Below are 18,490 nucleotides of genomic sequence, written 5' to 3' on the forward strand. Positions count from 1 at the left end.
CCGCTGAAATTATTGCCAATAAATGGGATGTGTTACCATATCGCCAATAAAAGCTGGCTAATTAGCAAAGTAAGAAGTTACAAGGATCAATATAAGTGAAAGAGTCTCAGAAAATCATTAACCGTCAGGCTGCTTGTCCAACGATCAAATATCCAGAAAACTTGCCCGTCAGCCAGAAGAAAGATGATATCTACAAAGCTATTCGTGACCATCAAGTTGTCATTATTGCCGGTGAAACCGGTTCGGGTAAAACAACCCAGATCCCGAAAATTTGTCTTGAACTAGGTCGGGGAATAAAGGGCCTTATCGGTCATACTCAACCCCGCCGATTGGCTGCTCGCGCGGTTGCCAATCGTCTGGCGGAAGAATTGGAAACCTCCGTGGGTTCTGCTGTTGGTTATAAAGTCCGGTTTAGTGATCATGTGGGTGATAACACGTTGGTTAAACTGATGACCGATGGTATTTTGCTGGCGGAACTGCAAAATGACAGGTTACTTAAACAGTATGACACGCTCATTATCGATGAAGCGCATGAACGCAGTCTGAATATTGATTTTATTCTGGGTTATTTGCGCCAATTACTGCCAAAACGCCCCGATCTGAAAGTGATCATTACCTCCGCGACTCTCGATCCTGAGCGCTTTTCTCGCCATTTTAATCATGCACCAATTATCGAAGTTTCTGGTCGAACCTATCCGGTAGAAGTGCGTTATCGTCCTGTCATGGGGGAAGATAATGGTGGAGAGCGGGATCAGCTTGAGGCCATTATTGATGCTGTTGATGAACTCAACCGTGAAGGGCCTGGGGATATCCTGATCTTTATGAGTGGAGAGCGGGAGATTCGTGATACAGCAGATGCGCTGAATAAACTGAATCTGCGTCATACCGAAGTACTGCCATTATTTGCGCGTCTTTCTAACAGTGATCAGAATCGGATTTTCCAGTCACATACGGGGCGGAGAATTGTGCTGGCAACTAACGTGGCAGAAACCTCGTTGACGGTACCGGGAATTAAATATGTGATTGATACCGGGTATGCACGTATCAGCCGTTACAGTTATCGCACGAAAGTACAGCGATTGCCGATTGAACCCATATCACAGGCGTCGGCTAATCAGCGAAAGGGGCGTTGCGGACGTGTATCTGACGGGATCTGTATCCGGCTGTATTCAGAAGATGATTTTCTTTCTCGGCCAGAGTTTACTGATCCAGAAATCCTGCGTACTAACCTGGCATCGGTCATTCTGCAAATGACGGCAATTGGTCTTGGGGATGTCAGCGCATTTCCATTTGTGCAACCGCCTGATAAACGTAATATTCAGGATGGTGTTCGGCTTTTGGAGGAGCTTGGGGCTATTGACCAGAGCACTATTGACCAAGGCGCAATGGCTAAGAGTCATTACCGTCTTACATCAATAGGGCGACAGCTTGCTCAGCTCCCGGTTGATCCTCGGCTGGCGCGTATGGTATTGGAAGCTCGTCATCATGGTTGTGTACGTGAAGTGATGGTTATCACTTCTGCGCTATCTATTCAGGACCCAAGAGAGAGGCCACTGGAGAAACAGCAGGCTGCTGATGAGAAACACCGTCGATTTGCTGATAAAGACTCCGATTTTATTGCATTTCTGAAATTATGGGATTTTTTGAAAGAGCAGCAAAAGGCACTCTCCTCTTCGCAATTTCGCAAGCTTTGTCGCCAAGATTATCTTAACTACCTGAGAGTTAGAGAGTGGCAGGATATATATACCCAGTTACGACAAGTGGTGAAAGAAATTGGTCTGTCGGTCAATAGTCAGGATGCAGATTATCGAGGTATTCATACTGCGTTACTTTCTGGGCTGTTATCTCATATCGGCCAAAAAGATACTGATAAACAGGAATATACCGGTGGGCGTAATGCCCGTTTTGCTATTTTTCCTGGTTCTGGTTTATTCAAGAAGCCACCTAAATGGTCAATGGCGGCGGAACTGGTTGAAACCAGTCGCTTGTGGGGGCGTATTGCTGCGCGAATAGAACCTGAATGGGTTGAACCGTTAGCCGGGCATCTGGTGAAGTATCATTATAGCGAGCCGCACTGGCAAAAATCTCAGGGTGCGGTAATGGCTAGGGAAAAAGTCACTTTATATGGTTTGCCAATTGTGGCTAGTCGTCTGGTTAATTACAGCAAAATTGACCCAATGCTCTGCCGTGAGTTGTTTATCCGCCATGCGCTGGTGGAAGGCGACTGGCAAACTCGACATGCATTTTTCCGCGCGAATCTGAAATTACGTGAGGAAATTGAGGAGCTAGAACATAAATCCCGTCGTCGTGACATTTTGGTGGATGATGAAACCTTGTTTAGTTTCTATGATCAACGGCTACCTCAGGATGTAGTTTCTGCTCGCCATTTTGATCGCTGGTGGATGAAGACAGCTAAAGATCAACCGGACTTGCTTAACTTTGAAAAAAATATGTTGATCAAAGGCGATGCCGATAAAATCAGTGCGCTGGATTACCCTAATTACTGGTATCAGGGGGCATTAAAATTACGGCTTAGTTACCAGTTTGAGCCGGGCATGCAAGCTGATGGTGTGACAGTTCATATTCCGCTGCCGGTGTTGAATCAGGTTAAGGATGAAGGGTTTGATTGGCAGATCCCCGGTATTCGTTATGATCTGGTTGTTGCGCTGATTAAATCATTGCCGAAACCGGTTCGTCGTAATTTTGTCCCTGCACCAAACTATGCTCAGGCATTTATGGAGCGGGTACCTCAACCGCAATCGACCTTGTTAGATAGCTTTGAGAAAGCGTTACGGCGAATGACGGGTGTTACGGTGTCACGTGATGATTGGCAGTTAGAGCAAGTACCAGAGCATCTCAAAATGACATTTCGAGTGGTAGGAGAGAAGAATCGGACTATCGCGGAAGGTAAAGATTTATCTGCACTGAAATTACGCTTGAAAGAGAAAGTTCAGGAGACACTTTCCGCTGTTGCTGATGATGGAATTGAACAGAGTGGGCTGCACATTTGGAGTTTTGGTGAATTACCGGGACGGTATGAGCAGAAACGTGGTGGTTACTCGGTCAAAGCATTTCCAGCGCTGGTGGATGAAAAAGAGAGTATCGGTATCAAATTGTTTGAAACCGAACCGGAGCAAAAAATTGCCATGTGGGAAGGTACCCGTCGCCTATTGTTGCTCAATATTCCTTCACCAATTAAATACTTACATGAGAAATTGCCGAATAAATCCAAATTGGGGCTCTATTTTAATCCTTATGGCAAGGTATTAGATTTGATTGACGATTGCATCTCTTGTGGTGTGGATAAATTGATGACAGTGAATGGTGGGCCCGCTTGGAATGAGCAGGGTTTTATTCAGCTACAGGACAAAGTTCGGGCTGAGTTGAACGATACTGTCGTGGAAATAGCTAAGCAAGTGGAACAGATACTCACCACCATTTTTGCTATTAATAAACGTCTCAAGGGGAGAGTGGATATTTCGCTGGCCTTGGCGTTATCGGATATCAAAGAGCAGCTTTCTGGTCTGGTTTTCAAAGGATTTGTCACCGCGAATGGTTGGAAACGTTTGCCGGATGTCCTGCGTTATCTGCAAGGCATTGAACGCCGTCTTGAAAAATTGGCGATTGATCCGCACAGAGATAGAGCGCAAATGGGACGTGTCGAAAATGTTCAGCAACAGTGGCAGCAATGGCTGGTGAAATTATCACTGCAACAGAAACAGTTGCCTGAAGTGCAAGAGATTCGTTGGATGATTGAAGAATTGCGGATCAGCTTGTTTGCTCAGCAACTGGGCACGCCATATCCGGTCTCGGATAAGAGAATTTTGCAAACGATGGAGCAAATTGCTTCCTGATCAAAGAAGACTAAAGGTGGCTCAGGTTATTGACAAAGTGCTGGTTTCTTATCCAGCACTTTGTTTTAATTAAGTCCTGTCCACCAAACGGAGCTTGCCGTCATGGATTTGTTCTGACAGAAGCAATAGTATCGAATGTGAAGCAGCAGTAAACATATGAGGAATATCATGACGTTAGAGAAAATATCATTTGCTTACCCGGTACATATCAGACAAGGAATGTTAATTGATGTGATGCACCCTCCTAGTATGTGGATATATGCTGATAGTTTTCCATCTGTAGAGTATCTTAATGTAGCTTTAGGCGTTTTCTTGCGTAAAGATGAGCTGTATTACACTAAAATTGACGTGTTCTTTGATGATAAATCGGTTCTTGATGATCAAGATAAGGGAAACGATACAGCATACATTCACTTGTCTGGTTTTACGTCTACAGACCAATATATTATGGTTTCATCAATGACATTAAAGAGGGTTCACTTGCCCAATGAAGGTGTTTATAAGCTTATTGTTGAGCTGTATTCGGGGGAATTCGGCAGCGCAGATAGCAAAGTTATAGACGTAAATGAGAGTTATTTTGTTGTTACATCTAAAGTGGAAGGTAAGTGATGGCTAATATTTACGAATTCTCTGCCAATGATATAGCAACTCTTGAAAGTCATAAATATTTGCCCAATACTATGAAGTATGGAAACGGCAATGGTGGTGGAGGTGGTGATATGTTGGAAGCTCGTGTAGCAAAACTTGAATCAGACGTTGAGCATATCAAAGCCACAATGAGCGATGTGAAGGCTGATCTGAAATCAGTCATCAGTGATGTTGGCACAATGAAGACCGACGTTGCTGTTATCATGCAAAAATTAGATGTAATCAATAATACTTTGTCTAAGAAACCAAGTGAAGAACAGCTTAATGCCAGATTAACAAAGTCAGAGAATAGATTTGATAACGCTATATCTCGAATTGAGTCATCTATTGAAAAAAGTTCATTGTCTTTTGATGGCAAATTAAAGGGTATGCAATTAAGCATTATTCTTTGGATACTTGGCTTGCCGTCTCTGGCTTTCGCGCTGTATCGCGTTTATCTTCTACTCTAAAATCTCAATACTGCCTTCTCTACCATAGACATCAACGGAACCTTTAATATCTGCTCCGCCGTCGTCTTTTATGTACATATATAAAGGAATAGCCATTATTAATCTCCTTCAGAAAACGATTTTGAATTACCGGTGGCAGAAATAAGCTTTTGTAAGCATTTTTCACCACTTTTACTTTTATACAGTGCACGAATACTATCAACGACATACTGATTTAATTCTGCTTCTGTTCCTTGATAAAAAGGTAGCGAACAAACAGAATCAGTGCTAATTGAAACATTGGAATCATCAAGAATAGATAATACTCCGTTTACGTTTTTAGGTAATGCAGTTGCTAATGCTGTTGATAGCGTTTCTGATGAATGGGCATCACTTCCCTTTGCAAGTAAAGGAGCTACCTTGAGCCACGTTATATCTCCACTTGCAATATGATCTGTGATATATTAGCTCTTAGATTAATTCACTCAAAAATAAAATCCTACACTAAAATCTCCTTGTTTCTTTTAGGTTCATTGGATTACAATTATGCGCATAACTTTAAGCATAGGAGGTCATACTATGAGATCTACAATTGTTACGCGGCCTGGAGCCAAGAAGGGCACTAACGTATACCTCACAACAGATCTGGTAGACGCGGCCCGTAGCCTGAATATGAACTTATCGGCTACGCTGGATGAACTTTTGGCGCAGGCTGTAGAAGCTAAAAAATGTGAGCAAAAGGAAGATGCGCAGAGTATACAGGTAATTAATAAGTTCTTAGAACGTGCAGGGATAATTACTGATGATGAGTTTTTTGGGAGCCTTTGATGTCGCAATTTGATGTTTATCGTAATCCTTCAGCAAAATCTAATAAATTTTGGCCTTATTATCTGGTTATTCAGCATGATTATTTTGAAAATTTATCAACAAGATTAATTGTTCCACTGACTTCAACAGGAGAAATGGAACTCACTCGTAAACGTATTACGCCGGTAGTTGATATCAATGGTAATAAATATTATGTATTTACTCCGGCTATTACATTTCTTGACGCCAATAAAATAAAGAAAAAAGATTTTATATGTAATGTTGTCATTTCCCGAGGAGAAATTCTCTCAGCAATTGATGCTATTATCACTAACGCATAACGTGTTAATTAGTGGGCGTAATTTGCTGAATTTTATAAAAAATTTTTCAGATAAAAATAATAAAATAACAGCGCATCAGCCAAGAAATAATTTTTCTATAACTGATGTAGATAAATTTATTACTGATAAGTTAATGTCATTGTTGCGGTTACATTTGCCTGTCCAGGAGTAATATTGCGATCGGTTTGAAAATAGCGGGCGTGTAAAGGGATAGATAACTTCCCACCTGAATAGCTATTACCAATATTTATTTGTGAATGGATAATGACAGGTTGGTTGTTGTAAAGAATTTGCATACCCACACCGGAAGCAGTTGTGCGATTATCATTTTGATCAAGCGCCCATACATGATATAAATTATTTTTTGCTCTCTTTCCGTCGAGCATTAATTGAATCTGGACATCATCATCACAATCTAGAATAACCTCAAAATCTTTTCCTCCTGCGGTGCTATTAATACCAGAGAAATCGTTTTTTTTGATATCGCCCATCGAAACAGTAATATTAGTATTTTTCAGCGAACAGCTTTTAGTAATAATTCGGGTATTTCCCAAACGGTAAGTATGCACGATATGATTATTTACCCGTGCCTGAATTAATTGTTCGTTTCTGACAAAACCAGAACCTGTTGTTGGTGCTATTTTTATTAGCTGAATTGTCAAATAACCCCATGTTTTACCACAATACCAACGATCAGAATTGTCGCAGCTTACAGGGTTATTAGCAATACGTGGTAGCCAGTCGATACCATAGCCGGGACCCCAAGTATTTATTCTGATACCAACACCGGGAACACCGGATTCGTAAATAGCATCCTTGTTATAATCTGCACTTTTATAAGATGTATATCCCCATGATGTATTAACGTTTGTATCGCAATAGAAAATATTGTTTTTATTGTCTAATTCATCTGCGCGATATTCGTAAATGGTTGTACCAATAGGTTGATCTCTTGGGACATATAAGGTTCCAAAAGAGAGGTGAGTGATTTCTGGTTTAAATCCTTTCTCAAACTGGCAGTTAGCGGCAAAACTATAAGAGCTGACTATCAAACCAATTAATAAGTTAGTGATAATGAGAAAATATTTAAGTTTATTGTAAATATTAAACATAGCGTTTTCCTGTGGGTGGTTATTTACAGTGAGCTGCTATTATATAAATACCGGATAAAGGACTTTTTTCCGGTAATTTGTAATTAACGACACATTCCTGAATATCTTTATAACCCCATTTCACGAATAATCGCCCACTATCGGGTAGACCAGTGAGGTAAACTTGCCCTTCATGACTCACAATAGCGCTATTTACTTCATCGATATCATGGCGTTTTTCTAACGTGACAACCGCACCAAAAGGAATAGGGTTTTCTTGATAATAGAGATTGATGAGAACTCTGTGACCTATCCGGGTTTTAAAATCGGCCAGAACTAAGGCTCCCCGAGTAGGAATAACGGTTTGGGTATTAACGTCAATATCGACATTATCTGCTAATGAATGCGTATCCAGTGCGATCCGATTTTTCCGGTAACTGCTGATATAAGGAATAACCGCGTAACCATTCCAATCGGTGGCAATACCAATATTATTTTGAATCTTTATTCCTTGAGCGCCATCAGCCCGGACTAATGCCAATGTATCTCCCAAATGTTGTGAAAGCGTAATACCGTATGGGTGAGCAACAATACCGCCTTGAAGACCATAATTCAATTGGTGAGAATGACGATCATAGCTATAACCAGTACTAAGTTGACCATAAGCACCTTTATATTCCGCATGAATATGACCGCCAGCGCCAGTACCGTGATTTGTGTAACTCTGCTGCAAGCTATAGATTAAATTATTATCTTCCAGCGCGGTGCCACTTAAACCGACTTGGTGGGAAATATCTTTGTTTTTATTGGTATTAAAATTGTAACTGGTCCAGCTATTCTTTAGCCAGCGATCTAATGGAATCTGTATGCTGAATGAAAAGAGCTGCTCATTTTTATCCGTATCTGGAAGTTGGCTATAGGTATAATTCAGGCTGTAATTAATATTATTATAATTGATGCTATAACCTGCGTTGATATTACGTTCATAGCCAGGTTGTTGCCAATAATTTTGTTGAAGAGCGGACAAATATAAACTGCCAAAATTTCCTAAAGATTGATTAATATGCAGTTGCAATTTACTTCTTTTATTGGTGCGGTAACGCCAGTCACTTTTATTAGCATCATCTATGTCATTGGCTTCTTTAAAATCGTAAAAACCACGTGTCGAATAGCGATAGCCTGCCAAAGTGAAATTAGTTCCTGTTAATGAAAGATCTTTTGCATATTGCAAACGGTAAGATTGCCCTTTGGTACTTATATTAGATGGTAAATCGGTATTAGCATGAGTAATGTCAAAAGAGAGAGAACCCAATATACCAAAGTTATAACCTGCGCCCAAAGCAACGGATTGATAATCTTTTGAAAAAATCGTACCACCATAGGTAGTGATATTATTAGAAAAACCATAGACTAATGCGCTTTGGGTAAAATTAGGTGCTCGTCCATGATTATTTGATGATTGATATTGGCCCAGTGTTATCGAATATTGCAAGCCTCCTTCCCGTAACATAATCGGTATAGTCGAAAAGGATTGAGTAGATCGATATTCCTGACCATCTGCTTCCTTGATAATAATATCCAAATCTCCACTTGTTGTGGTTGGGAAAAGGTCATTAATAACAAATGGACCCGGTGAAACATAAGTTTGATAAATGATATAGCCGTTTTGCTTGATTGTAACTTGAGCATTACTTTGAGCAATTCCTCGGACACTAGGGGCGAAACCTTGTAAGCTGTCTGGTAACATATTGTCATCCGAAGCTAATTGTAAGCCACGGAATTGAACACCCTCAAAAATATAGGAGGGGGTAAAGCTGTCACCTAGCGTTAATTGTCCTTTTAGTGCATGAATATCCCGTTGTAAATAGGTGTTAATACTTTTCCAACTCTTATCACGGCTGGTATAGGTAGAATAATTGCGTAGGCGCCATGCTTGCCAATTAGCGCCCGTTCGAAGATTCAGATAATGGGTCTGCGTAGAGCCAGATGGATTATCTTGCCAGGTATTTGAACCACTATAATTATAGTTAATCAGTAATGAAGTTAATCCTTGCTGCCATAATTCAGGCGAAACATAACCTCTTGCCTGACTGTTTAATATTGCTTGTGGAATACTGATATCCAGTCTTTGCTGACTAAAATTGAAAGTGGTGCTTGCTGATGGAATATATTGACTTAAATCAGACAACTCTGTTTCGGGTGGTAAACTGATCAGCTCTGGAAAGCTATCAACTTTTACTCCCATATCCTGTAATTGCTGAATTGTCAGCTTGGGCAGCAATTTATTATTTATCGTGACAAAGGTTACGTTCCTGGTATCTATTTTATCTCTATTAAGGTAAATATCTACCCAGTAAATACCGGGCGGATAGTCATCTTGCGTGAAAATAGAGAGATCAATGTCTTCAGGTGAACCAAAATCAGTACCTATTTCCAGTGCATGAATGTTGAAATAATCCTCAGAATAAGTTTTAGCCGGGTAAAAAAGTACGCCAACAGCTATAAATGGCAATAATAAGAGCCATGAATGTTCAATATTGTATGGTTGCTTATTAATCTTATGCTGTGAGCACTTTCCCATAATTAATTTTCTGGCGTAGCGTAATGTAATGGTTTTATTAAATGGTTGTTTTTTCCTCGGCGGTAGCACCACCAAAATCATTAATTGCTTTCCAATTTACCTGTTTTAGGTTCTTTGCCGACAGAGGCCAGCTTAGTTGGCTAAAGGGTTTAATCATGCCCGCAGGTTTTATTTCATGTTGATCTACTTTAAGGTAAGAGAATGAAATGAAGTAAGGGGTGGGGTTCTCTGCGATCAATGAATTATTTTCCATACGGAATTTGAGCTCTTTGTATGCGGTACTTGACTTTTCTGCCAAATTTGCAGGGCGGTAAAACAATTTAAACTTTGACTTAACTGTTATTTGTAATTGATTTTGATTTGATTTCACCGAGGTAGGAATAGACTTTACATTTAACCAAAAAAGTGACTCCCGATCTTGAGGCAGGTTACTTTCTGTTTTTACAATCCGCAGGATATTTTCATGGCCTGCTGCGAGTTTAAAGATGGGAGGAGTAACGATAAAAGGGGTCTTCATATTATCATTTTCATCTTGGATCCAAGACTGAATCAAGTAAGGGGCATCTTTCTCCGGGTTGCTTATAGAAATAGAGGCTTCTTTTTTGTCACTCATGTAAATAACACGAGTTCCACCAATGACGACACCTGCGATAGCGGAATTTATACTGATAATATATAGAAAAATTATTGTAAATAGGCGTTGATACTGCACGGTAGCATCTCCGTTTTATCGTGTTTTTATGCGTTATTTTATGGGCATCCATGCCCTGTACTAGAAACAAAACGTGAATAAAGTTCCGTTCTAAATTTAGCCTGTCTTAGTTATAAACAATCGTAAAATTGGCGACTGCATCACCTGAGCCAGGGCTAATTGCTTGAGCGGTAGCAACATATTTTGCAATGAACTTCAGTTCTGCTGTTTTTTGATCAGTAAAATTCTGGGATTTGGAGGCCTTTGCCAAAGGAATCAGCGTTGAGTTATCTTCTTCATAGATACCAATAGCAACACCATCGGCGACATTCTGGCCTTTATCATTGGATAAGGCCAGAAGATTGCTGTTTCTACTATCTATCTGCCCGTCAAATTTAACTTGTGCATGAGTATATTCTGGTGGGCAATCACTCATCTTAATGCTAAAGGGGGTTGTTGCTGCGGTACTATCTACGCCACTAAATGCATTTGAACTAATTGTTCCCATGTTTACGTTTTGATTTGCAGAGTCGGTATCGATTTTACAGGCATTCGCGATGATATTACCTGTAAAGTTGATTTTTCCGTCGGCTGCATTTGCTACAGAAATAAATACAGAAGATGCAAGTAAGGATGAAATAATCAGTTTAGCTTTCATTTTAAATAGATCCTAACCCTGCCAAGTATGGCGTTAGGGAAATAGAAATATTGATTTAATGGGAACTGTATAAACATCAATACAGCGTGTAAATATTTATGACTTTTACCCAATAACAATAGCGATAATTCAAACTGTGTCTTTTTTGGGATAAAGCTGGGTGATCATAGCGATTAATTAGGAAAAATCCAAAGAATGACTGGATAATGTGTTGTATTTAAGACTTTTATCTGTATTTGCTGCTTAAACAGGATTATTTTTTAATATTAAGGTGATTTATTGTATACAATAAATCATTATGCTAACTAATGAGAATATCTTTTAATTAATAATTGGTTATATACCTTATGGATTTCAAGATGGATCTCGACGGCAAAGGAGCTAATCCCCGAGAGCATAGATAACGATGTGACTGGGGTGAGTGAGTGCAGCCAACAAAGAGGAAACTTGAAAGACGACGTGTATAAACACTCAACACAATTAACCCTGTAAGGGAGGAAAATGAAACAGTTCGTCTTGATATTAGGCTTTTTGTCCATCGTGCTTGCCGCCGCGCGTCCTGCTTCGGCCATGCAGGTAGAACAAAAAATTGCTACCAATGGCGTGGCATTGATCGAATATTCGGTGCGTGGGGAAGGGCCACTGCTTGTGGTGATTGCTTCAACTGGGCGGGGAACAGCGGAATTCGCACCACTCGCGGATCGACTGGCGATGCGTGGCTATCGTGTTGCCCTGCCGGAGCCACGCGGAATTTCAAGGTCAACCGGTCCGATGGAAAATGTGACCTTCCACGACTTTGCCGATGATTTTGCGTCTGTGGTTGCGGCAGAAGGAGGTAAGGCAATTGTGGTGGGGCACGCTTATGGCCACTGGATCGCCAAGACGATTGCTTCGGATTATCCCGAAATGACGCGTGGCATAGTGCTTTTGGCTGGGGCAGCGAAATCTTGGCCCTCAGAGCTTTCGGATGCGATCAGGGTGATTAGTGATCCGAAATCCACGCGTGAGGAGCGGCTGACGAAACTTAGGCTTGCCTTCTTCGCGGCAGGCAATGACCCAACGTCTTGGCTTGAGGGTTGGCATTCTGATGTCATAAAAAGCCAGTCCTCGGCGCGTGAGCTGACCAATCGTAAGGATTGGTGGGCTGGCGGGACGGCACCAATCCTCGATCTACAGGCTGGCTCCGACCCGTTTCGACCTAAATCGTCTCGAATGGAGGCGAAGGATGAGTTCGGTAACCGCGTTACTGTCGCAGTAATTGAAGGGGCCAGCCATGCATTACCTGCTGAGAAGCCGCTCGAAACAGCGGATGCAATTGCGGATTGGGCCGAAAAACTGAAATAACTGAAAGCAAAATACCTGGTTTCTATCAGGGCATTCGTACCGAAAAAATTCAGTGCGAATGCCTTGGCAGAGACGAAATGCGACAAAATTGACTAAAGAACCATACCTATCAAGTTGTATTAACAATATTAGTTACAACATACTTATAAAGATAACACTAACAAAAATATGACAGAACAACGAAAAACCAAACAAACTGCTATATGAAAATCCAGAAAGCCATTACAGGAGAATAATGGCTGGATCTGACGGGATTACTTGATCAGCAACCCAGTGGCAGGAATTGCTGTTATCAGCAATGCGACAATCGTGAGCTTTTCAGCCAGATGTAAGCTATTTTTCTGCGGGTTTTGGCGGCGTGCATACAAAAAAACAATAAGACCTGGCGCATAGAGAACAACAGACAATAGCAAATTCATCAAACCGGATGCATAAAGCAGCCATATGCCATAAATGCATGCTCCAACAGCAATGAGTAATAACCCCTTATTACTACGATCAAAAGCGACTTTTAAAAGAAATGCTCCGACAAGGAAATAGGGCACTAAAATCATTTCAGATGCAATTGTCAGCAATGAATTGTAGTTGCTTCCACTCAACCAGATCAAAACGAGAGAGAGTTGTACAGCGCCATTAGTGAACCATAATGAAGATGATGGCGCATTATTGCGGTTTTGCCGGTTAAATACTTTTGGAAAAGAGCCGTGTTGGGAAGCGATAAATGGCACTTCTGCTGCCATGATTGTCCAACTCAGATAAGCTCCACAGACGGAGACAATCAATCCGGCCGCAATAATGATTTCACCTGCGGAGCCAACAAGTCCTACCATTAGGTTTGCCATTGATGGATTGCGCATTGCTGCTAACTCAGGTCGCGGTACTAATCCAAAGGAGAGTAGGGTGACCAAGATATATGTTGCTAACGCCGCAACGACAGCCAGCATGGTTGCAATACCCACATCTGTCCGTTTTTTCGCTCTGGCTGAAACTACAACAGCACCTTCAATACCAATAAAAACCCAAAGGGTAATCAACATGGTATCTTTTACTTGTTGCCAGACAGGAACCCCTAGATCGATGCCTTTAAAGTCGAAATGAAAGATATCCATTTTGAAAGCGATGGCGGCAAGTATGATGAAAGCACCCAAAGGCAGCAATTTTGCCATTGTCGCCAATTTGTTGATGCCGGCTGCGGTTTGAACGCCGCGGAGTACTAACCAATGTACGAACCAGAGTAGAATAGATTCTCCCAATAGGGACTGCCAAGTATTGCCATCACCAAAGATGACAATGCCCTCTTTATCAGTAAAGAAACTCAGGGCGGCAAAAACGATAACTAGATAAGAAACATTGGCAACGACTGCGCATAACCAATATCCCCAGGCAGAACAGAAGCCTATTAGTTCACCAAAGCCTTCTTTGGCATAAGTGAAAATCCCTCCATCAAGATCCGGACGAAGACGAGAGAGCAGTAACAGTGCGGTAGCCAGGAACAGGATACCGACACTTGTTATTCCCCAGCCGATCATTAACGCCGCCGGGCTAGCGATTTCAGCCATATTCTGCGGTAAGCTGAAAACACCCGCACCGACCATAGAGCTGAGTACCAGAGCAGTAAGCGCTGTGAGACCTAGTTTCTTTTCCAAAAATATGTTCCTAATATGACATAAACTGCATTATTAACCAGTTCGTTATCCTGATCATAAAGATGAACTGGGTATCGGGTTTTCATCGCTTCCAAGCTGTACAGAACGGAGAAACAGACTGATTGAACCTAGAAATAGGGGGGGATTCTACGAAGGGTATGAGCTGGATGCAATGGTTTTCTATGCAAATAACGATAAAATTTATGCATTGTTTGATAGTAAATTTAGTGAGGTGCAATTTATTTTTATAAGCTGATATGCGTTATTTTTATAATGCTGTTTATTGTACTAAGGTAAATAGGTAATAAGCATGAATTACTATGGTGTTATTACTAATTAAGTAATTTTTATTTTAATTTTTTCGATCGATCTCAAAATTTAATAAAAATAGTTGTGAAAAATAAAGTTTTACCTCTAATTTTCATTTTGTTATGTAATATTACTGCTAAGTAATAATCATCTCTTGTTTTCATGTCAGATTATTAAATTAATCTATTGAATATGTAGTTTCATAATGTTATGAATGTTTTATAAAATTAAAACGTATGGAACGTTTTTTAATTTATTGATTTGATTTAAATATTTATTGGTTTTTAATTGATCTTGTTAATTTTATATTCAAGTTAATATATTATTTATTGATTTTTTTATCAGTAACTAATTAAATTTCCACAATGTGATATAAAACTAATCTTATATAAAAATAAAAAAATCATGTTGACAACGACTGCTTTGATTTATATTGTTTGTGAAAATATTACTCTGTGATTTATTAACTTATTTTTCTTGTATATGTTTTTAATTTTCAGGAATGATTATATGTACATATGCCAAAAAATATTCTCAGATGGTTAGAGGACAGTTGTCATTCAAATTTTTATCTTTTAGGTGCCGATGAATGGCTCAGTATTAAATATTCATAAAGGTTAGAACATATGAAACGTGTTCTTGTGGTGTCGTATTCCCAAAGCGGCCAATTGATCGAGGTGGTAAAAAGCTTAATTTCACCCCTGCAAGAGTCTGACGAGATATACATCCGTGAAGTTATTCTGAAACCGATTCCAGCATTTGAATTTCCCTGGAAGTTTTCTAAATTTGTTGATGTTTTCCCAGAAACAGTGCAGTTACATCCACCTGAGCTAGCGCCTTTGGGTCTGGAAGACGAAGAACCTTTTGATTTGGTCATATTAGGCTACCAGGTTTGGTATTTATCACCGGCTCCTCCAATAGTGGCATTTCTTAAGAGTGAAGAAGGAAAGCGTTTACTTAATGGCCGACCGGTGGTGACAGTTATTGCTTGCCGAAACATGTGGTTGATAGCTCAGGAAACTGTCAAAAGACTGCTACATGAAAGTGGAGCGTATCTGCGCGATAACGTGGTCTTTGTTGATAAAGCAAACTTTTTTGCAACAGTATTCACAACCCCGATATGGTTAATGACAGGAAAAAGACAGCCATTTTCTAGTTTACCGCGGGCGGGCGTATCGGAGAAAGATGTTAAAGATGCTACACGTTTTGGTGATGCATTGTTGGCAGCGCTCAAAACGGATAAAGAGAAAGTTGATGCTCCGATGTTGAAAGGTCTGGGAGCGGCGGTTGTCGACCAAGCTTTTATTTTCGGTGAACGTGCGGCACATCGAGGATTTAGATTTTGGTCAGGGTTGATTTGCCGTGTGGGCAAACGAGGGATATGGGTAAGACGCTCTTTATTAGCGTTGTTTGTAACCTATTTGATATTGATGGTACTCGTTGTTTTTCCTATTTCTGTGGTTGTTCGCCGTTTGCTTACCCCATTATTGAAAGAACGTCTTAATGAATTACAGAAATACTATGAACAACCTTCTGGTTCTGCCCGCTATGATGATAAGGAGATAAATAAGTAAATGAGTAACAACGTTTATATCACCAAAGTTTCCGCGTTTATGCCGGGAAACCCGATAGATAATAATACAATGGAATCTGTCCTTGGTTTTGTTGGTGGTCGTCCATCAAGATCTCGTCATATAGTCCTTCGCAATAATGGTATCAAATATCGCCATTATGCACTGGATCCTGAGACAGGTGAGGCAACTTATACATCTGCTCAACTAGCGGCTGAGGCAGTAAAAGGTTTGGTTGATGAACACTTCTCTTTAGACGATATGCAAAGTCTGGCAGCAAGCAGTGGTACTTCTGATCAAATTATACCGGGTCATGGTGTCATGGTTCATGGAGAGCTCAAAAATAAACCCTGTGAAGTTATCTCAACTTCCGGTGCTTGTGCTGCGGGTATGACAGCGATGAAATATGCTTATTTGTCCGTTCTTTCAGGAGCGACAAGTAATGCGGTTTCAACAACGTCGGAAGTACCTTCCACTGTATTGCATGCCCGCAATTTCCAGAGTGAAAACGAAGCTCGGGTTGCAGAACTGGAACGACGCCCTGAAATCGCTTTTGAAAAAGATTTTCTACGTTGGATGCTTTCTGATGGTGCTGGCGCTGCTTTACTTGAAAACAAACCTCGACCTGATGGTGTTTCATTACGAATTGATTGGATAGATATTTACTCTTTTGCTAATGAGCAAGAGACATGTATGTACTCAGGTGGAGAAAAGTTAGCAGATGGCAGTTTGAAAGGTTGGGCTCAAATGAGTCAGGCTGATTGGCTTGCATATTCTGTTTTCTGCATCAAACAAGATGTCAGATATTTAAATGAGAGGGTCGTTAAATACACACTTACCGAACCATTGAGACGGATAGTTGCTGATCGTAACTTATCTTCAGAATCTATTGATTGGTTCTTGCCTCATTACTCATCTGAATATTTCCGCATGAAATTTTCCGAGGGTCTTGACGATATTAATTTTAGTATTGAACAAGAGCGTTGGTTTACTAACTTAACAGTGAAAGGAAATACCGGATCGGCTTCTATTTATATCATGTTGGATGAGCTTATGAAGTCGGGTAAATTGAAGAAAGATCAGCGTCTGTTATGTTTTATCCCTGAAAGTGCCAGATTCACCGGGGCATTCATGCACCTGACTGTCGTGTAAATATTTAATCTTAGTGTTAATGAAGAATGGGGAAACAACCTGTTTCCCCTTGTAATTGGTACATCTAGGAAAATACAGCGTGGAAAATTTAGAGAATCGTGTCAAAAGCGTTGTTGCAGAACAACTTGGAATACCTGAAACCCAGATTCTTAATACACAAACATTCGAGGAATTAGGTGCCGACTCGTTAGATAATGTTGAACTGATTATGGCTCTGGAAGAGCATTTCGGGGTAACTATTGATGATGAAGAAGCGGAAAAAATAGTGACGATACAGAATGCCATTGATTGTATCGATTCGAAATTAGAATCCGCTCACTAATTTGAAGAACTTTATTATCTTTACAAATAAAAAAAGCACATATGATTGTCATGTGTGCCTTTTTTGTTTTTGGTTATTTGAACAGATCTGCACTGATAGTGGAGGTACCACCACTGGATTGCCATTCACGAGTAATATGATAGTACTTAGCACCTTTAGCCGCGGCACGTTTAGCCACTTCATAAGAAACATCAGGCATGCTGTTGTAGTAACCTGAAAAGGTGATGGAATCAAAAGGAACCATCTGAGCAGCGCTGACTTTATTTAATTCTTGGATTTTTGTGCCATCAGGAAGAGTTACAGTGTAACGTTCACCTTTAGAATACTGGGTTTCAAAGAAGCGGCCAACAGAATTACTGGTTGAAGTTGAAGAGGCTAAACCAGGAATTTCTACTTTCTTAGCTGATTCGCCACCAGCAGCCAATGCAGTACGTCCAGAATCGGAATCTGCCGGGATAACAGCTTCATCAGCCTGAATTTGGCGTTTTGGCGCATCATCTTTATAAACATAAGCTGTCACCGTCTGATTACCGCCATCATTGATTGCAACCTGACGAACAATAAAGAAAGCCGCAGCGCCTTTTTTCTTGGCTTCTTTTGCAATGGCTTCATTCAAATCGGGTTCATTGTCGTAAAAGCCGTTAATAGTGACAGTATCGAATGGTTCCAACGTTATAGCTTCTGCTTTGGGTAATTCTTTGATGCCGCGGAACAGACGATATTTAGGTAAATTATCAATTTTCTCTGCATCTTTGTGGTACAGATCAGCTGTAACGCGCAGATTGCCGCTATTATTTAGATCGTCAAGGCTTTGGATATAAAACCCATCTGCACCCATTTTGTCTGCACGACGGGAAACCGCATCGGCAGCTTCATAAATAGCATTAAAAGGGCCCGTAACTGTAATACGTTTAAATGGTTTCAGCTCTGCTGCTTTCTCCGGGGATAACTCCTGAGCTGCTTGAACAGTGGTAATACCCGTTAATGAGAGTACCGCTGCTGCAATGATCGTTGTTTTCAGCTTCATAAAAAATCCTTCCACCTTGC

General features: G+C 40.6%; 14 protein-coding genes and 2 pseudogenes. 9 read left to right on the plus strand and 7 right to left on the minus strand.

The window, feature by feature from the left end:
- Positions 1-107: 107 nt before the first annotated feature.
- The 3 genes and pseudogenes from hrpA to SLS51_RS08080 form a co-directional block, all read left to right on the plus strand.
- Positions 108-3,854, plus strand: a pseudogene (gene hrpA, locus SLS51_RS08070) (ATP-dependent RNA helicase HrpA); the annotation flags it as partial.
- A gap of 168 nt (positions 3,855-4,022) precedes the next feature.
- A complete protein-coding gene (locus tag SLS51_RS08075; protein ID WP_323837175.1) occupies positions 4,023-4,463 on the plus strand; it encodes a hypothetical protein in 441 nt (146 codons plus the stop codon).
- Positions 4,463-4,951: a hypothetical protein gene (locus tag SLS51_RS08080; protein ID WP_323837177.1), complete on the plus strand. Its 489-nt coding sequence runs from the start codon at positions 4,463-4,465 to the stop codon at positions 4,949-4,951. The genes SLS51_RS08075 and SLS51_RS08080 overlap by 1 nt, the downstream gene beginning before the upstream one ends.
- Here the strand turns inward: SLS51_RS08080 and SLS51_RS08085 are convergent.
- Positions 4,949-5,047 (minus strand): annotated as a pseudogene (locus SLS51_RS08085) (type VI secretion system tube protein Hcp); the annotation flags it as partial. The gene SLS51_RS08080 and the pseudogene SLS51_RS08085 sit on opposite strands and share 3 nt — an antisense overlap.
- 462 nt (positions 5,048-5,509) lie before the next feature.
- Here SLS51_RS08085 and SLS51_RS08090 point away from each other — a divergent pair.
- Positions 5,510-5,758 (plus strand): type II toxin-antitoxin system CcdA family antitoxin, encoded by a 249-nt coding sequence (locus SLS51_RS08090; protein WP_011146408.1) that lies wholly within the window; start codon positions 5,510-5,512, stop codon positions 5,756-5,758.
- Positions 5,755-6,078, plus strand: a complete 324-nt coding sequence (locus SLS51_RS08095; RefSeq protein ID WP_323837180.1) for a CcdB family protein — start codon at positions 5,755-5,757, stop codon at positions 6,076-6,078. The genes SLS51_RS08090 and SLS51_RS08095 overlap by 4 nt, the downstream gene beginning before the upstream one ends.
- 119 nt (positions 6,079-6,197) lie before the next feature.
- Here SLS51_RS08095 and SLS51_RS08100 read toward each other — a convergent pair whose 3' ends face one another.
- From SLS51_RS08100 to SLS51_RS08115, 4 genes are all read right to left on the minus strand, one after another.
- Positions 6,198-7,190: a fimbrial protein gene (locus SLS51_RS08100; protein ID WP_323837182.1), complete on the minus strand. Its 993-nt coding sequence runs from the start codon at positions 7,188-7,190 to the stop codon at positions 6,198-6,200.
- A 19-nt stretch (positions 7,191-7,209) separates the two neighbouring features.
- Entirely contained in the window at positions 7,210-9,831 is a 2,622-nt protein-coding gene (locus SLS51_RS08105) for a fimbria/pilus outer membrane usher protein (protein ID WP_323837184.1), read from the minus strand.
- Positions 9,788-10,462 (minus strand): fimbrial biogenesis chaperone, encoded by a 675-nt coding sequence (locus SLS51_RS08110; protein WP_323837185.1) that lies wholly within the window; start codon positions 10,460-10,462, stop codon positions 9,788-9,790. Before SLS51_RS08110 ends, SLS51_RS08105 begins: the two co-directional genes overlap by 44 nt.
- 106 nt (positions 10,463-10,568) lie before the next feature.
- Positions 10,569-11,099: a fimbrial protein gene (locus SLS51_RS08115; protein ID WP_323837187.1), complete on the minus strand. Its 531-nt coding sequence runs from the start codon at positions 11,097-11,099 to the stop codon at positions 10,569-10,571.
- A gap of 501 nt (positions 11,100-11,600) precedes the next feature.
- Here SLS51_RS08115 and SLS51_RS08120 point away from each other — a divergent pair.
- Positions 11,601-12,443: an alpha/beta fold hydrolase gene (locus tag SLS51_RS08120; protein ID WP_323837189.1), complete on the plus strand. Its 843-nt coding sequence runs from the start codon at positions 11,601-11,603 to the stop codon at positions 12,441-12,443.
- A gap of 254 nt (positions 12,444-12,697) precedes the next feature.
- Here the strand turns inward: SLS51_RS08120 and SLS51_RS08125 are convergent, their stop codons facing one another.
- Entirely contained in the window at positions 12,698-14,089 is a 1,392-nt protein-coding gene (locus SLS51_RS08125) for an amino acid permease (RefSeq protein WP_323837191.1), read from the minus strand.
- 935 nt (positions 14,090-15,024) lie between these two features.
- On the opposite strand from SLS51_RS08125, the gene stlC reads away from it, so the two are divergent.
- The 3 genes from stlC to stlE all read left to right on the plus strand — a co-directional run bounded on the left by stlC (position 15,025) and on the right by stlE (position 17,443).
- Positions 15,025-15,972 carry a stilbene biosynthesis aromatase StlC gene (gene stlC / locus SLS51_RS08130; protein WP_323837193.1) on the plus strand — a complete coding sequence of 316 codons (948 nt, stop codon included), beginning with the start codon at positions 15,025-15,027 and terminating at the stop codon, positions 15,970-15,972.
- Positions 15,973-17,121, plus strand: a complete 1,149-nt coding sequence (gene stlD, locus SLS51_RS08135) for a beta-ketosynthase StlD (protein ID WP_323837195.1) — start codon at positions 15,973-15,975, stop codon at positions 17,119-17,121. It abuts the gene before it with no gap.
- A gap of 79 nt (positions 17,122-17,200) precedes the next feature.
- Complete coding sequence (stlE, locus tag SLS51_RS08140) at positions 17,201-17,443, plus strand: stilbene biosynthesis acyl carrier protein StlE (RefSeq protein WP_323837197.1); 243 nt, start codon at positions 17,201-17,203, stop codon at positions 17,441-17,443.
- 73 nt (positions 17,444-17,516) lie between these two features.
- On the opposite strand, the gene ydgH is transcribed toward stlE, so the two are convergent.
- The gene (gene ydgH / locus SLS51_RS08145) at positions 17,517-18,470 is read right to left on the minus strand and encodes a DUF1471 family protein YdgH (RefSeq protein WP_323837199.1); all 954 of its coding nucleotides are present in this window, start codon (positions 18,468-18,470) and stop codon (positions 17,517-17,519) included.
- Positions 18,471-18,490: the final 20 nt, after the last annotated feature.

This window comes from Photorhabdus africana, from assembly GCF_035181445.1.
Classification (GTDB): domain Bacteria; phylum Pseudomonadota; class Gammaproteobacteria; order Enterobacterales; family Enterobacteriaceae; genus Photorhabdus; species Photorhabdus laumondii.

Coding starts and splice junctions, on each gene's coding strand:
- SLS51_RS08075 (WP_323837175.1), top strand. CDS start 4,023: ATGACGTTAGAGAAAATATCATTTGCTTACCCGGTACATATCAGACAA.
- SLS51_RS08080 (WP_323837177.1), top strand. CDS start 4,463: ATGGCTAATATTTACGAATTCTCTGCCAATGATATAGCAACTCTTGAA.
- SLS51_RS08090 (WP_011146408.1), top strand. CDS start 5,510: ATGAGATCTACAATTGTTACGCGGCCTGGAGCCAAGAAGGGCACTAAC.
- SLS51_RS08100 (WP_323837182.1), bottom strand. CDS start 7,190: ATGTTTAATATTTACAATAAACTTAAATATTTTCTCATTATCACTAAC.
- SLS51_RS08105 (WP_323837184.1), bottom strand. CDS start 9,831: ATGATTTTGGTGGTGCTACCGCCGAGGAAAAAACAACCATTTAATAAA.
- SLS51_RS08115 (WP_323837187.1), bottom strand. CDS start 11,099: ATGAAAGCTAAACTGATTATTTCATCCTTACTTGCATCTTCTGTATTT.
- SLS51_RS08120 (WP_323837189.1), top strand. CDS start 11,601: ATGAAACAGTTCGTCTTGATATTAGGCTTTTTGTCCATCGTGCTTGCC.
- stlC (WP_323837193.1), top strand. CDS start 15,025: ATGAAACGTGTTCTTGTGGTGTCGTATTCCCAAAGCGGCCAATTGATC.
- stlD (WP_323837195.1), top strand. CDS start 15,973: ATGAGTAACAACGTTTATATCACCAAAGTTTCCGCGTTTATGCCGGGA.
- ydgH (WP_323837199.1), bottom strand. CDS start 18,470: ATGAAGCTGAAAACAACGATCATTGCAGCAGCGGTACTCTCATTAACG.